The following is a 13,885-nucleotide window of genomic DNA, read 5'->3' as shown; positions in this document are numbered from 1 at the left end:
TCAGACTGTCGTGGGCTCGGGCGCCGGACTGCTGGCCCGGCGCCCGAGCCGAACCGGCATCCGCTCATATCCGTGCAGCGTGAACAGCTTTCGGCGCTGCGGTGTCCCGTCGAGTCGCAGGTCCGGGAACCGCTCGAACAAGGATTGCAGCGCGTACGTTGCTTCCATGCGGGCCAGGCTCGCCCCGAGACAGGCGTGGATGCCGCTGCTGAATGTCAAGTGCTCCTTGGCATTCGAGCGGCCGACATCGAAGGTGTCGGGATCGGCGAAGACCGCGGGGTCACGGTTCGCACCTGCCAGCGACAGCACCACCGTGCTGCCCTTGTGCAGCCGCATACCCTCGAGTTCCACGTCGGCCGATGCGATTCGCGCCGTCGTCTGCACTGGCGCATCGATGCGCAGCACCTCTTCGACGGCATTCGGCCAGAGGTCGGGTTCGGCGCGCAATCGATCCAATTCTTCGGGATGGGTGACCAATTGGGCGACACCGTTGCCGATCAGGTTGACCGTGGTCTCGAAACCCGCGCCCATCAATAGGCTCGCGGTCGCCTTCAAGGCGTAATCGTCGAGGTCACCCGCGGTGACCAGACTGCTGAGAATGTCATCGCCGGGTTCGCGGCGCAGTCGCGCGATATGGCCGTCGAGGTAGTCGTTCATCACCTCCATCGCGCCGAGCGCCCGCCGGAACGCCCGCCAGGAAATCCCGATATCGAGCAGCGGGGTCATCCGATCGCCCCAGTCCAGGAATAACTTTCGATCCTTTTCCGGGAAGCCGAGCATTTCCGAGATGATGGCGATCGGCACCTGCGCGGCATACGACTCGATCAGATCGGCCGAACCGCCCGAAGGCAGCGCACCGAGCAGCTCCTCGGTGACCGTCTCGACCCGTTCCCGCAATCGGCCGATCGCGCGCGGGGTGAACGCCGAGGCCACCGGCTTGCGCATGCGGGTATGCTCCGGCGGGTCGATGACCAGCATGGACGGCGGCTCAACCGGATTGGGCGGCAAGGGAAGTCGCTCGGCGAGCAACCGCAGCGGCTTCGGAATATCGAAGGCGTCGGTGGTGCGGACACCGAATCGGCTATCCCGCAGGACCGCGCGGCACAGATCATGGTCGAAACTCGCCCACGCGATCGAAGTGCGCAGCAGCCGCCCCTGCCCGCGCAGCCGCTCGATCAGTGGATAGGGATCGGCGAGACCGCCGGGTCCGCCCATCAACTGGCCGAATGGCTCTCCGCGCCGCGCCTGGGTGCGCAGGGCCAATCGCGGCGCACCCTGCACCGATAACCACCGGAACCAATATTGCGGCTTCATCTGTTCACCAACCCCATCGTTGCGCGGCAATTCCACCGTACGCAGTCCCCGGTGCCGGCGGAACGTCCCATGGTCGGACGCCGGCCCATACCAGGATAGGAACTCAGCCGCGCTGCGCGGTGATCCGCTCGGTCTCGATACGCTGCGCGCGCAGCGCCGGATCCGGATTGACCACCTGTACCAGCGAGGCCCCGGCGACCAGCACCGCGACCAATCCGTCGATCAGTTCGGCGGGAGTATCCCAGGACGTGCTCGAAAGCACCCGATCCCGCTCGGAAAACCCTTGTAGCACAGCGGATTTCCGGGCCTCGGTGAGCACCTGGGAGACCGGCATTCCGTCCAGCGCGACCCCGGCTCCGCGCGGCATGAAATGGTCGCCGTGTACCCGAACGGAGATGGCGAAATCGGTGATGCCGATCGGCAGATCGCGCACCGGCATGCCGAAGGCATCCAGCGAGAGCGCGGCGACCTCCGCAATACCGTCGGTCTCGGCCAACCGTTCGGCGGTCGCCAGCGCCAGATCGGCATCCTGATCGGGCCCGAGTACCACCTCGGTCCCCGCCCACCAGCAGCCGAGCAACACCGCGGCGGTCTGCCAGTGCGCGGGCAGCAGAACCGCGACGCGCGCCCCTTGACTCAGCCCGAATTCGTCGCGGACCAGATTGGCGGTCTTGGCCGCCCAGTTCGCCAGCGTGAGCCCGGATAGTTCGATCCGGGCGCCGGTGGCGTCGTCGTAGTAGGTGATGCGCGGACCAGCCGGGTCGCGCTCGAGGATCGGATCCAGCAGCGCCTCGGTGAGTGTCAGCACATGGTCTTGGTCACGCATGGGTCAATTCACGCATGGTCAATTCACGCATTTCGGTCCGTTCTGGCCTGCGTCGATCGGCGGGGCCGGCGGTACGGGTGTTGCGGTGCTCGACGTTCCGGAGAAGTCGAACATGCTGCTCGCGGTCGAGCCCGGACCAGAATAGTCGCTTGCCAGCACGACGCTGACCGAATCCGGGGACAACGTGCTGTCCGCGATGACCGTCAGCCCGCCCAGTGCCTGCGCGACGGCCTTGGCCGTCGGATTCGAGGAATCCATCGCGAGCACCCGACTGCCGGTGACGCTGGGACCGGTGTAGTTACCGACCAAACCTTCCCGAAATCCCTTGGCCGTCAACGCCTGTGCCACCTGCCCCGCGAGTCCGCCGATCCCGCTCGCGTTGAACACGCTGACGCGCACCGCGGCCGGATCGATCATCGGCTCGGCGTGATCGGCCCGCTTGCCGTCGACCAGCGATGCCACAAACGACTTGACCGCCTTCGGATCCACGCGCACGACCGATTCACCCTCGCTCGTCGTGTCGTTGAGATCGGCGACCGGAATCGTCTCGAATCTGACCTGACCGCCCGAAAGATTCTTCAGCTGTTGCAGAAACGCGAGCACGTCCCAATTGTCGTCCAGTACGACGGTGCGCCCGACCGCATCGCTGAGATTGCGCAACTTGCCCGGATTGCTCAACGTCTTGGCGCTGAGCACCTGCCCGACCAACTGCGCCATGAAGACCTGCTGGCGCACGATCCGGTCCAGATCGCCGCGCGGTAGCTCGTGGCGCTGGCGCACGAAGCTCAAAGCCTGTGGGCCGTCGAGCTTCTGGCGACCCGCCCGAAAATCGGCGCCGGACATCCATTCGTCCACGGGATTGTTCAGGCATACATCGACCCCGCCGACCGCGTCGGTCAGCAGCACGAAGCCGAGCAAACTGACCTCGGCGTAGTGGTCGACCGTAATGCCGGTGAGATTGGCCACGGTCTTGATCAGCGCCTGCCGCCCCGCCTGGGTGGACTGTTTATCCGCGGCGGCCGCCGGCACGCCCTGGTTGATCAGCTCGAGCCGTCGCGCCTCCTTGGTCGCGCCGTAGGCCGAGTTGATCTTGCCCTTGCCCATGCCCGGAATATCGACGTAGGAGTCGCGCGGGATGGAAATGGCGGTGGCGGAGCGGCCGTCGTTCGGGACACGCACCAGCACGATGGTGTCGGTATTGGTGCCGACCTCATCGCCCGCGTGCAATACGGCGCGCTCGTTGCTGCTCAGTGGATTACCGTGTGCGTCGGTGCGGCTGTCCACACCGACCAACAGGATGTCGACGGCGCCATCGCTGCCACCGCCCAGGCCGAGACCGCCGATGCGTTCGATATTCGAGATCAGCGAGTCCACGCTGTGCCAGGCGAAGCCGGTGATGAGCAGGACCAGCACCGCCCCGACCGCGACGAACGCGCGCATAGGACCGAAGTCGCCCCCGACCTCGAACAGTCGCGACGACGCTGTCGCCCTCATCTTCTGCGGCACCACTGCATCCTCTCGCCGAACCGAGCATCCTGCCCACGCACCACGCTGCGCTTGCCCGAGCGCTTCCAGCAGATGTTGCGACCGCGCAACGCCGGTTTCGTCCAAGCCGACGCGTCGCTGACTCGACCGCCCCGCCTTCGGTAGCCCCCGTCTTCGCTGCCAACAGGCTAACCAACGGCTACCGCGGCGGACCTCATTCGCAGGTGCCACGGCGTGCCAGACTGTGCCCGTGACCGCGATATCATCCGCCTCGACCGTAGCCGCGCGCCTCGTCGTGACCGGAGCGGGTGGGCAGTTGGGACGCGCACTGCTGCGCCGCGCGCCCGACGCCCACGCCTTCGGCCGCGACGAATTGGACATCACAGACGCGGCAGCGGTGCGCGCCGCACTCGCACCTGGTGATGTCGTGCTGAACTGTGCCGCCTACACCGCCGTCGACCGGGCCGAATCCGATCCCGAGGCCGCCTTCGCGGTCAATGCGACCGGACCGGCCGTACTCGCCGCCGCCTGCGCGCGGGTGGATGCCCGATTGATACACATTTCGACCGACTACGTATTCGCGGGAAACCACGACAAGCCCTACGACACCGACAACCCGACCGAGCCGGCCACCGTCTACGGCCGATCGAAATTGGCGGGCGAACAGGCCGTGCTGGAAACCGCGCCGCGCGCGCATGTGGTGCGCACCGCGTGGGTGTACACCGGGCGCGGAAGCGATTTCGTCGCGACCATGCTGCGCCTCGAACGCGAACGCGACACCCTCGACGTGGTCGATGACCAACTCGGCTCCCCGACCTACGCCGCCGATCTGGCCGCCGGACTGCTGGAGTTGGCGGGTCGGCCGGATGCGCCGCGGGTGCTGCACGCCACCAACTCCGGCCAGGTCAGCTGGTTCGAATTCGCACGGGCGATATTCGCCGGAGTCGGCGCGGATCCAACCCGGGTGCATCCGTGTGACTCGACCGCATTTCCGAGACGCGCACGGCGCCCGGCATATTCGGTGTTGTCCAACCGTTCCTGGTCCGATACCGGATTGCCCCCCCTGCGGCCGTGGGAGGTCGCACTCGGAGACGCGCTGTCGGGGTTGTCGCAGTAGGCTGCATGGCCGTGAGGGAGCGACAGCGAGCGAACCATCAACACAGCGTGCAATCGCACACGACGGAGCCGAGCGTCAGCGAGGCGAAGTCGTGAGTGATTCCGGATCCCCGGCCCCCGGCGGCCTTGTCGTCGTCACGGTGACTTATTCACCCGGTGAGCACCTCGAGCACTTCATCACCACCCTGGCCGCGGCCACCGGCGAGAAACCGCAGGTGATCCTGGCCGACAACGGTTCGGTGGACGGTGCACCGGAGTTGGCCGCGGAGGCGAACGCGCACGTACGACTACTGCGGACCGGCGGCAATCTCGGCTACGGCGGCGCGATCAACCGCGCGGTCGCGGAGATCGACCCGAGTGTCGAATTCATCATCATCGCCAATCCCGATATCCGCTGGGGCACCGATTCCATCGACACACTGCTCGCTGCCGCGCAGCGCTGGCCGCGGGCGGGCGCACTCGGACCGATGGTGCGCGAGCCCGATGGCAGCGTCTACCCGTCCGCGCGCTCGGTGCCCGGGCTGCTCGACGGCGCCGGACACGCGATTCTCGGCACGATATGGCCGTCGAATCCGTGGACGCTGCGCTACCGCCAGGACAACGAGCAGATCTCCGAGCGGGCCGTCGGCTGGCTATCCGGGTCGTGTCTGCTGGTGCGGCGCGCGGCGTTCGATTCGATCGACGGCTTCGACTCGCGCTACTTCATGTACATGGAGGATGTGGACTTCGGCGACCGGATGGGCAAGGCCGGTTGGCACAACGTCTTCGTACCCGACGCCGAGGTCACCCACGCCAAGGGACACGCGGCCGGACGCCATCCCGAGGTGATGCTGCCCGCGCACCACGCGAGCGCATACCGATTCCAGGCCGATCGGCATCCGCACTGGTGGCAGGCGCCGTTGCGGTTGGCACTGCGGGCCGGACTTGCGATCCGTTCCCGGATTGCGGTTCGATCTGCGCTGCGTCAACAGGCGCGCGAAGCCCAAAGCTAACGTCACACGTTCGGCACGCAACGGTGCCGGAACCGTGTCGCTGGGTACTGAGACTGGTGTCGTCCGTAGACGTGGAACTGGGCGGTGTCCGGGATCGGTGCCCGAGCGGGCGCACCACCGAGCACGATCCACTGTGAACAGGGAGCATGATGGCAGCAAATGCAGGCACCGACGCCGTGATTCTGGTCGGCGGCCAGGGCACGCGGTTACGTCCGCTCACCCTGTCGGCGCCCAAGCCGATGCTGCCGACGGCCGGACTGCCGTTCCTGACCCACCTGCTCGCCCGCATCGCGGACGCCGGAATCACCCACGTCGTGCTCGGCACCTCGTTCAAGGCGGAGGTCTTCGAGGAACACTTCGGTGACGGCGCCGACCTCGGCCTGGAACTCGAGTACGTCACCGAGGCCGAACCGCTCGGCACCGGCGGCGGCATCCGCAATGTGCTGCCCAAGCTGCGCGCCGACAACATCATGGTGTTCAACGGCGATGTGCTCGGTGGTACCGATCTCGGTGCGATCCTGGATACCCATGAAGCCACGAATGCGGATGTGACGCTGCATCTGGTTCGAGTGAGCGATCCGCGCGCATTCGGGTGTGTGCCGACCGACGAGCATGGGCGGGTCACCGCCTTCCTGGAGAAGACCCAGGATCCGCCGACCGATCAGATCAATGCCGGTTGTTATGTTTTCCGGCGCGAATACATCGAGAAGATCCCGGTGGGGCGACCGGTTTCGGTGGAGCGCGAGGTGTTCCCAGCGCTGCTCGCCGAGGGTGCGCGGGTGCAGGGTCACGTCGACTCCTCCTACTGGCGCGATATGGGAACCCCGGAGGATTTCGTCCGTGGCTCGGCCGACCTGGTCCGCGGTATCGCCCCCTCCCCAGCCCTGCCAGGTCAGCGCGGTGAATCGCTGGTCCACGAGGGTGCCGGTGTCGCCCCCGGTGCCCTGCTCATCGGCGGCACCGTGGTCGGTCGCGGTGCCGAAGTGGGCGCGGGCGCTCGCCTCGACGGCGCGGTGCTGTTCGACGGCGCGCGCATCGAAGCAGGCGCCACCGTGGAGCGCTCGATCATCGGCTTCGGCGCGCGCATCGGCCCCCGCGCCCTCGTCCGCGACGCCGTCATCGGCGACGGCGCGAATGTCGGGGCCCGCTGCGAACTATTGCGCGGCGCCCGTGTCTGGCCCGGTGTCGACATTCCGGACGGCGGCATCCGCTTCTCTACGGACGTGTAATCCGAAGGCGTGCTTGATATTCGGCATGGCTCAGCTGAACCCGACGGCTTGTTCGCCCCAGGCGGTGTGCAGGTCGCGGTTCGGATTGTCGACGACGCGGTCGATATTGTCGATGAGCAGGGTGGTGCGGGCGCTGGGGCGGTAAGGGGGCCAGTGCTTGGAGCCATCGATGGCAGCCGGGACGCCGTGGGTGGCGAAAGCGAGCCAGCGGCGTTGCATGCGGCCGGAGACTTCCATGGCTACCTTGCGCCCGCCGAGCCAGAACGTGGGGTCATGGTTCAGGGTGCCGAAATTGCCGAAGACATAAGGTAATTCGGTGGCATGACCGGCGCCGACGCGGGCCGCCTTCAACATGGGGGTGGCATGGTCGAAGCGGTACATCCAGGTCGGTGCGTGCTGGGCGTGACCGTCGGCGACCCAGTGGGCCGGCATGCGGAAGGCCGCATCGGTGGACATGGCCAGTGCGCCGCGGGTTTTCGCGAGATCGGGGTAGGCCGAGGTGATTTCGGCGATGCGCTCGGGCGACATATCCGGATGGTTGGCGGCCACATCGCGCAGCATGACGTTCACCGCATCCGGGGTCACCGGCAAGATCGGCGAGCGGAAGACGCGGAACAGCGAGGCCTCGTCCTTATTGGTACCGATAATCAGCGGCACGCGATGCGAGCGGCCCCGCTGGAAGCGGTCGATCGGATAGGTCGGGACCAGATCGCCGTCGACGACGGGCGCGGCGGCCAGCCGGCCCGGCTCCGTCAACGGAATCTCGTCCAGCAGCACGCCCGCGGCGGTCACGATCCGGTCGATCGGACATTCCAGCAATTCGCTGACACGAGAATACGGTAGTTCGATCAGTTCCAGAAAGCGTTGCGCCACAGCGGCCGCCCGTTCCTGGCCGAAAACCGTTGTCGCGGGCGGACTTTGCGCGATCGCCTGATGGAACAGACCGGCCGCTGGCGGTGCGGTCAGCAGTGCGGTCACGCATCCGGCGCCGGATGATTCACCGAACAGCGTCACATTGTCCGGATCACCGCCGAATGCGGCGATATTGTCGCGGACCCACTGTAGTGCGGCGATCTGGTCGTGCAGACCGAGATTCGGCGTGAAATCGTCGCAGAGCGAGGATAAATCGAGGAACCCGAGTGCACCGAGGCGGTAGTTGACCGTCACGACAACCACGTCACCGGCTTCGGCCAGCTTGCGACCGTCGTAGATCGCCTGGGCCGCGGTCCCGAGGCAGTAAGCGCCGCCGTGCAACCACACCAGCACCGGCCGTGGTGCACCGGTATCGGCGGAACTGCGCGGCGACCACACATTCAGCCACAGGCAGTCCTCCCCCATCCGCAGACCGGAGTCGACCGGGACCATATTGCCCATTGTCTGCGGGGCGATCTCCCCGAAGGTCGTGCACTCGCGGATTCCGTCCCACGGCCGCGGCGGCAGTGGCGGCCGGAAACGGTTCGGACCGGACGGCGCGGATGCGTACGGAATACTGCGCCACACCGCGACCGGCCCATCCCAGCGTCCACTCACCCGGCCCCAGGTCGTTTGTGCGACCGGCTCGGTGTCGCCGACCTCGGAGCCCGGTTCCGCTTCGAACCGAGTCGTCATCTTCCACACCTCCTGCCCTCCGACCCGGACAGTGCGCTGCGAGTTTGCTCCGGCCGGGTCCAAGCACCTAACGATCTCTCATTCGAGAGTACGTCGAGTTCGATGGTGGGACAGACAGGACGCAGCTCGCCCCCTTGGCGCTACGCTTGCCCGATGCCGAGTTATAGCTTCCGGTGCCGCAGCTGTGGCGACACTTTCGAGGTCAACCGTCCGATGGCGGAGGCGTCGGATCCGGCGGCCTGCCCGAACGGCCACGATGACACGGTCAAGCTGCTCACCACATTCGCCACGGTCAGCAGGAGTGGCGGCGGTGCCGCGGCGCCCGTACCCGCACCGCGGCCCGCCGGTGGTGGCTGCTGCGGTGGCGGCTGCTGCTCCTGAATCGTGGTCGATATCACGCTCGGTCGGACGGCGAGTCCCGCTTGTCGACGTGGCCGAGGTCACGGTCGGGTGCGACGCGATCGCGCACGCGCTGTTTCAGTACCGCGATATCCGGGAATCCGCCGTCCGCCTTGCGCTCCCAGATCTGCTCGCCGTCGACGGTAATGCGGAAGACGCCGCCCGTGCCGGGGATCAGTGCCACCTCACCGAGTTCGGTGGTGAAGGTGCTCAGCAATTCCTGTGTCATCCAGCTCGCGCGCAGCAACCAGCGGCATTGCGTGCAGTATTCGATCGCGACACGTGGCATGGGTGGCACGCTACCGGTCACGGTTCGATGACGCCGTCGAGGTAGACCCAGGCGCCGTCGACACGGGTGAATGTGCTGACTTCGTGCAGCGATCCGCGGCGACCGTCGGCCTTGTAGTAGGCGATGAATTCCACGGTGCCGGTGTCGTCGAACGGTCCGCCGCGCTCGGTGCGCACGATCTCCAGGAACAGCCAGCGCTGGTCCAGATCCAGTTGGAGCGTCTTCGGCCGGGTGGGCGGATACCAGGACCGCAGTAGATATTCGGTATCGCCGACCGCGAAGGCGGTGTAGCGCGAACGCATCAGCGCCTCGGCCGTCGCCGCGGACCGCTCCCCCGCCAGAACCGGTCCGCAACAGTCCCCGAACGGCTCCCCACGCTTACACGGGCACGGCTGCGACTCATCCATAACTGCGAATCTTGCTCGCCGCGCGTACCACTGCGCGCAGCGGGGGCGCCGCCCGTAGTACTCGGGCCTTGATCAAGATCAGGTGGAGCTGGTGGCGGGGCTTCGCCGACGATGCCGCCACGGATTCCACCCGATCTTGATCCATTGCGCGAAGGCGCACGGCGCGAAGGTATTTCGGCGGGCGCAATCGTTCGGTGATTCCGGTGCTTCCTGGGAATTTCGGCGGCGGTTGGCGTGTCGCACGGAGTGTCGCGTCAAGGCATACTGACATCAGCGATCCGGCGACTTCGGAGCGACGAATCCCGTTGTGAACGTGCGGAAGTGTCGACGATCAAGGAGTCATGGGAATGCTGAGTGTATTGAACATCTTGGGTACCGGTTCCGCTATTGCCTCGACCAGCATTTCGCTACTGACCAGCATCATGGGATTGTTCGGTATGTCCTGATCCGCCGCGTCGCTAACGCGCTGCGGTGCAACAGCTTCGATGGATCCACGCGCATTGGTCCGCAGATGCGGAGCGTGCCGATGTCAGGCTGCACTTTCCGCGGCCGCGTTCATCCGCGGCCGTGCCGATGCGCCGCCGCATCGACCTTCGCGGCACAAACGAAGTTGGACCACGTCCGGCAGCACGACAAGGGTGACGCCGGGCCGGGCGGTGAGGCCGACAAGGAGCACCAAGCCTCGGACAGATTGTCGACCACGTTGGTCAGTACCGCGATACCGGGCCGACGCGCGCACCCATCTGCGGCATTGCCGAACCGCCGCGACATCGGTGCGCGGCAATGGCAATGCATGGTCAGCGGGTGACGGCCGTCGCGAGGGAGGTGGCGATCGCGGCGGTCTGCTCGCGCCAGCGGCGCAGTTCGGTGACGCTCGGGGCGAGTTCGTAATCGTGATGGTGGGCGGCGCGGGATAGGGCTGCCCATACCGTCGCGACCTGCGCGGCGGTGCCGTCGCCCGCGAATACACGCAGGGCAAGCAGCTGTGCGCGCATCGGACAACGCGCCAATTCCGGTGCCACCCGCCACCACAACTCGTCGACGGACTGTTCGAGTGCGAGCCGCAGAATCCACACTGTCGCCCGCGACCACAGTCCGTCGGCATCGGTCACCGACCCGTCGAGCAGCCGATCCACCGCATCGAACCGCTCGGCCACCGTCGGCCGCGGCGGATGCGATTTCCCGGCCCCCGGTTTACGCGCACCACCGCGCCGCCCTCCCCCGTCCACCTTGCGTTGCCGAGCCCCGGCACCCCGGCTGCTCGTGCGCCGTTGCGGTGCCGCGCCGCCGCCTTGTCGGTCGCTGTCTCGTGGCCGACCGCCGCCCGCGTCGCCCGAGGTGTCCGCATCACCGCGCGGGCTCACCGCTGCCTCCGGACTATCGATGCGCGGCGCTCGTTCATCGGCGTAGCCAGTCGACGAATTTTTCGGTGTCGGCGATCAGGTCGCGCATGCTGCGGCCGATCGGGACGTGGGCGCCTGCGGTGGCGTCGCGTAGGGCGTCGACGACCCATTTGCCTTCGCGGGCCAGGTGTTTGTTGAGGTCGTCTACCCGGCCTTCGATTCCCATGACCGCCAGCGCGACCATTGCGCGGGTTGTTTGCGCGCCTTCGATATGGCGTTCGACCTCGCGGTGATCCATGCCGTCGGCGAGCAGATTGCGCCGGGCTCTGGCCAGGCTGGCCGCCTCCACGGCGGAGCGGCAACAGGTGGCCACCAGTTCGTCGGCGATCGCCGGGGGGAGTTGGGGGGTGCGGACCAGTGAGCGGGCGTCATCGAGATAGCGGCGGATGGGGTCGCTGGATACCCGCACTTCGACGACCGATCGTTCGCGGCGCTGCACCTCCAGCACGCTGGCATCCAGTTGCATGCGCCGCACCGCCTCGGCCAACCGCTCGTCGTGGGTGAAGACGATCACCTGGCGCGTCCACGCCATCACCTCGAGCACCCTGGCCAGTCCGTCCACCTTCGCCGGATCCATGGCCTGCACCGGGTCGTCGATCATGACGAAGCGAAAAGGACTGTCCTGCACCGTCGCTCGCGGCAAGAACAGCGAAAGCCCGAGTGCGTGCAGCTCACCCTGGCTCATGACGCCGAGCGCGGCGCCGTCCACCTCGTCCACGGTGACATCGAGCAGCACCCGCCGCGCGGATGCGGCATTGCCCTGCAATCGAATCGCGCCGAGTTCGACATTGCTCTGCTGACGCAGTGTGCGCCAGACCCAGCGCGCCGTGGTTTCCAGCGGCGCCATCCGCTCCCCGCGCAATCCGGCCGTCGCGGATTTGAGCCAATCCTCGGCGCGCTTGAGGGTGCGCAGTTCGCTGCTGTTCGCGACAACCGCGCGTGCCCGTTCCAGCCAACCGCTGATGCGTGGCACCAGGGGCGACCACACCTCGTCGAGGCGGTTCAGTTCCTTACGAGTGCCCTGCTGTAGCAGCACGAGTTCGTCGACCAGGCGCGTATGCGCACCGCGTAGTCGATCGGGCAGGTCAGGTGAGTAATCGGCACCGGTCAGCGCCGCCCAGTCCGTCCAGGCGCGCCGCACCGCGGTGGTGTCGACGGTGGGCGGATTGCGCGGATCGAAATCCAGTTCCGGGGGGATGTGGTCCGGTAGCGCGCGGGCGTCGCGGACAGCCTGTCGCAGCGCCTCCCGGGCCGTCGCGAGCGCATCGACTCGGCGGGTCAGCTCGGCGATGGAGGCTTGCGCAGCGTGCGACCACGCCGCATCCAGTTCCCCGCGCCCGCAGACCGGACACGCGCATTCCCCGCTGGCTCCGACATGGTCGCGCGCGCGCCGTAGCAATTCCAATACGCGCAGATCAGCCTCGGCGTCCGCGGTCGAATCGCGCGCGAGCACGGCGCGGCACTGTTCGAGGCGCGCCGCGATGGCTTCCACCTCGGCGCCCGAGGGCAGGACCAGCCGCACGATTGCCCGCAACCCATCCGGCCCGACCGGATTCTCTGCCGTGCCGAGAATTTCACGACCGATGGCGGTCAGATCGGGGCGGTCCGGGCGCAGCAGCGCCGCCATCCGCACCGCACGGTCGTCGGCCACCGTACCGAGCGCGGTCACCAGTTCGATCCGTTCCTGGCGCGAATCACGCCCGGCGCGTTCGAGTTCCAGTCGACGGGTGCGAATCCGCTCCTGTGCCACGGTCAATTCGTCCAGGCCGAGCAGCCGGTGCAGCGCGTCGAACAGATCGCTCGGTTTGCCGTCGACGAGTGCGCCGAGTTCGCTGTAGGACAGGAACGGGCGATACAGCTCCAGCAATCCCGCCCAGCGTGTGCCGTCGAAGTCCGTTGGCGCGGTGCCCGATCGCTGTTCGGTCCAGTGCGCCTGGCCCAGATCCGCTTGCGGTGACCACTCTTTGGCAATGGTCAGCGCGGGATCGGCGCCAGCGGTGAGTAGTTCGAGTTCGATGCGCGCCGAACCGCCGTCGTGCAGATTCCGCCAACCCTCGCGCCATGCGGCCGAGCGGCCGTCCCAGCGGCGATTAGTGCCGGTGAGCACCAGTTCTGCGGCCTCGGCGAAGCTCGACTTACCACTTCCGTTGCGGCCCACCACCAAGGTGAGACCGGGACCCGGCGGCAGTTGCACAGTCGCCTCGGGTCCGATGCCGCGGAAGCCGCGCACCCGGATCGCGCGCAGGAAGATGCCGGAGCCGTCGAACTCGGTTGTCGGATCATCGGACTCGCCGCCGAGAGCGCGGAGCACGGTATGCGCGACATCGGGGGTGACCGCGGGATCCGCCGCGAGCCGCCGCGATACCACTTCGGTCAGGCGGGGCACCGTCGCAGTATCGGTTCCGGGATCTGTACGCATGCGTAACCCCCTACACCACCGAACCGCGGCATGTCCTCCGACCCCGCATCGGGATTACTGTTGAAAGCTCAGCGAAACGCTACCCGATAGCGTCGAATTCGCCCACAGCGGCGCCGTCTCGTGGGGCCGGACGGGGAAAAGCGAATCTGCCCGCGGGGATGGTATGGCCATCGAACAGGCTGGGCCCCGCTCGATGTCCACCCCTCGCCAACCCCGGCGGGCAGCTCGACGGTGTGTCACCCGATTTGGGCGGCTCGGTCGGAGCCGAACTGGACAGAATGCCAGAATCGGACAACCAGTGCAAGATGTCTTTCCTGCCGAATTTGTCGTCCGCGCAGCGTATTCCAGAGAAATACCCGCTCACCACCTAACTTGTCGGTGGGCTGCGGTAGAAATTC

General features: G+C 67.0%; 12 protein-coding genes. 4 read left to right on the top strand and 8 right to left on the bottom strand.

Going from position 1 to position 13,885, the window contains the following annotated elements; all coding sequences use genetic code 11:
• The 3 genes from ACW2Q0_RS22780 to ACW2Q0_RS22770 all read right to left on the bottom strand — a co-directional run bounded on the left by ACW2Q0_RS22780 (position 1) and on the right by ACW2Q0_RS22770 (position 3,580).
• Complete coding sequence (locus ACW2Q0_RS22780; RefSeq protein WP_457192921.1) at positions 1 to 1,314, bottom strand: cytochrome P450; 1,314 nt, start codon at positions 1,312 to 1,314, stop codon at positions 1 to 3.
• Between the two features lie 103 nt (positions 1,315 to 1,417).
• Complete coding sequence (locus tag ACW2Q0_RS22775) at positions 1,418 to 2,140, bottom strand: TIGR03089 family protein (protein WP_457192920.1); 723 nt, start codon at positions 2,138 to 2,140, stop codon at positions 1,418 to 1,420.
• Between the two features lie 18 nt (positions 2,141 to 2,158).
• Positions 2,159 to 3,580 carry an LCP family protein gene (locus ACW2Q0_RS22770; RefSeq protein WP_457192969.1) on the bottom strand — a complete coding sequence of 474 codons (1,422 nt, stop codon included), beginning with the start codon at positions 3,578 to 3,580 and terminating at the stop codon, positions 2,159 to 2,161.
• A 295-nt stretch (positions 3,581 to 3,875) separates the two neighbouring features.
• Here ACW2Q0_RS22770 and rfbD point away from each other — a divergent pair, with 295 nt between their 5' ends.
• The 3 genes from rfbD to manB all read left to right on the top strand — a co-directional run bounded on the left by rfbD (position 3,876) and on the right by manB (position 6,962).
• Complete coding sequence (rfbD, locus tag ACW2Q0_RS22765; protein ID WP_457192919.1) at positions 3,876 to 4,742, top strand: dTDP-4-dehydrorhamnose reductase; 867 nt, start codon at positions 3,876 to 3,878, stop codon at positions 4,740 to 4,742.
• Positions 4,743 to 4,833: 91 nt separating this feature from the next.
• Positions 4,834 to 5,733, top strand: a complete 900-nt coding sequence (locus ACW2Q0_RS22760) for a glycosyltransferase family 2 protein (protein ID WP_457192918.1) — start codon at positions 4,834 to 4,836, stop codon at positions 5,731 to 5,733.
• A 149-nt stretch (positions 5,734 to 5,882) separates the two neighbouring features.
• Positions 5,883 to 6,962, top strand: a complete 1,080-nt coding sequence (gene manB / locus ACW2Q0_RS22755) for a mannose-1-phosphate guanylyltransferase (protein WP_457192917.1) — start codon at positions 5,883 to 5,885, stop codon at positions 6,960 to 6,962.
• A gap of 30 nt (positions 6,963 to 6,992) precedes the next feature.
• On the opposite strand, the gene ACW2Q0_RS22750 is transcribed toward manB, so the two are convergent.
• Positions 6,993 to 8,570 (bottom strand): carboxylesterase/lipase family protein, encoded by a 1,578-nt coding sequence (locus ACW2Q0_RS22750; protein WP_457192916.1) that lies wholly within the window; start codon positions 8,568 to 8,570, stop codon positions 6,993 to 6,995.
• A gap of 153 nt (positions 8,571 to 8,723) precedes the next feature.
• On the opposite strand from ACW2Q0_RS22750, the gene ACW2Q0_RS22745 reads away from it, so the two are divergent.
• A complete protein-coding gene (locus ACW2Q0_RS22745; protein WP_457192915.1) occupies positions 8,724 to 8,951 on the top strand; it encodes an FmdB family zinc ribbon protein in 228 nt (75 codons plus the stop codon).
• Between the two features lie 13 nt (positions 8,952 to 8,964).
• Here ACW2Q0_RS22745 and ACW2Q0_RS22740 read toward each other — a convergent pair whose 3' ends face one another.
• The 4 genes from ACW2Q0_RS22740 to ACW2Q0_RS22725 form a co-directional block, all read right to left on the bottom strand.
• Entirely contained in the window at positions 8,965 to 9,258 is a 294-nt protein-coding gene (locus tag ACW2Q0_RS22740; RefSeq protein WP_457192914.1) for a SelT/SelW/SelH family protein, read from the bottom strand.
• A gap of 17 nt (positions 9,259 to 9,275) precedes the next feature.
• A complete protein-coding gene (locus ACW2Q0_RS22735) occupies positions 9,276 to 9,665 on the bottom strand; it encodes a YchJ family protein (RefSeq protein WP_457192913.1) in 390 nt (129 codons plus the stop codon).
• Between the two features lie 797 nt (positions 9,666 to 10,462).
• Positions 10,463 to 11,029: a hypothetical protein gene (locus ACW2Q0_RS22730; RefSeq protein WP_457192912.1), complete on the bottom strand. Its 567-nt coding sequence runs from the start codon at positions 11,027 to 11,029 to the stop codon at positions 10,463 to 10,465.
• A 34-nt stretch (positions 11,030 to 11,063) separates the two neighbouring features.
• Positions 11,064 to 13,487 carry an AAA family ATPase gene (locus tag ACW2Q0_RS22725; RefSeq protein WP_457192911.1) on the bottom strand — a complete coding sequence of 808 codons (2,424 nt, stop codon included), beginning with the start codon at positions 13,485 to 13,487 and terminating at the stop codon, positions 11,064 to 11,066.
• Between the last annotated feature and the right edge of the window lie 398 nt (positions 13,488 to 13,885).

The organism is Nocardia citri, assembly GCF_054065835.1.
Note: the sequence above shows the minus strand (reverse complement) of the source record. Positions and strands in the feature narration are given on the sequence as shown.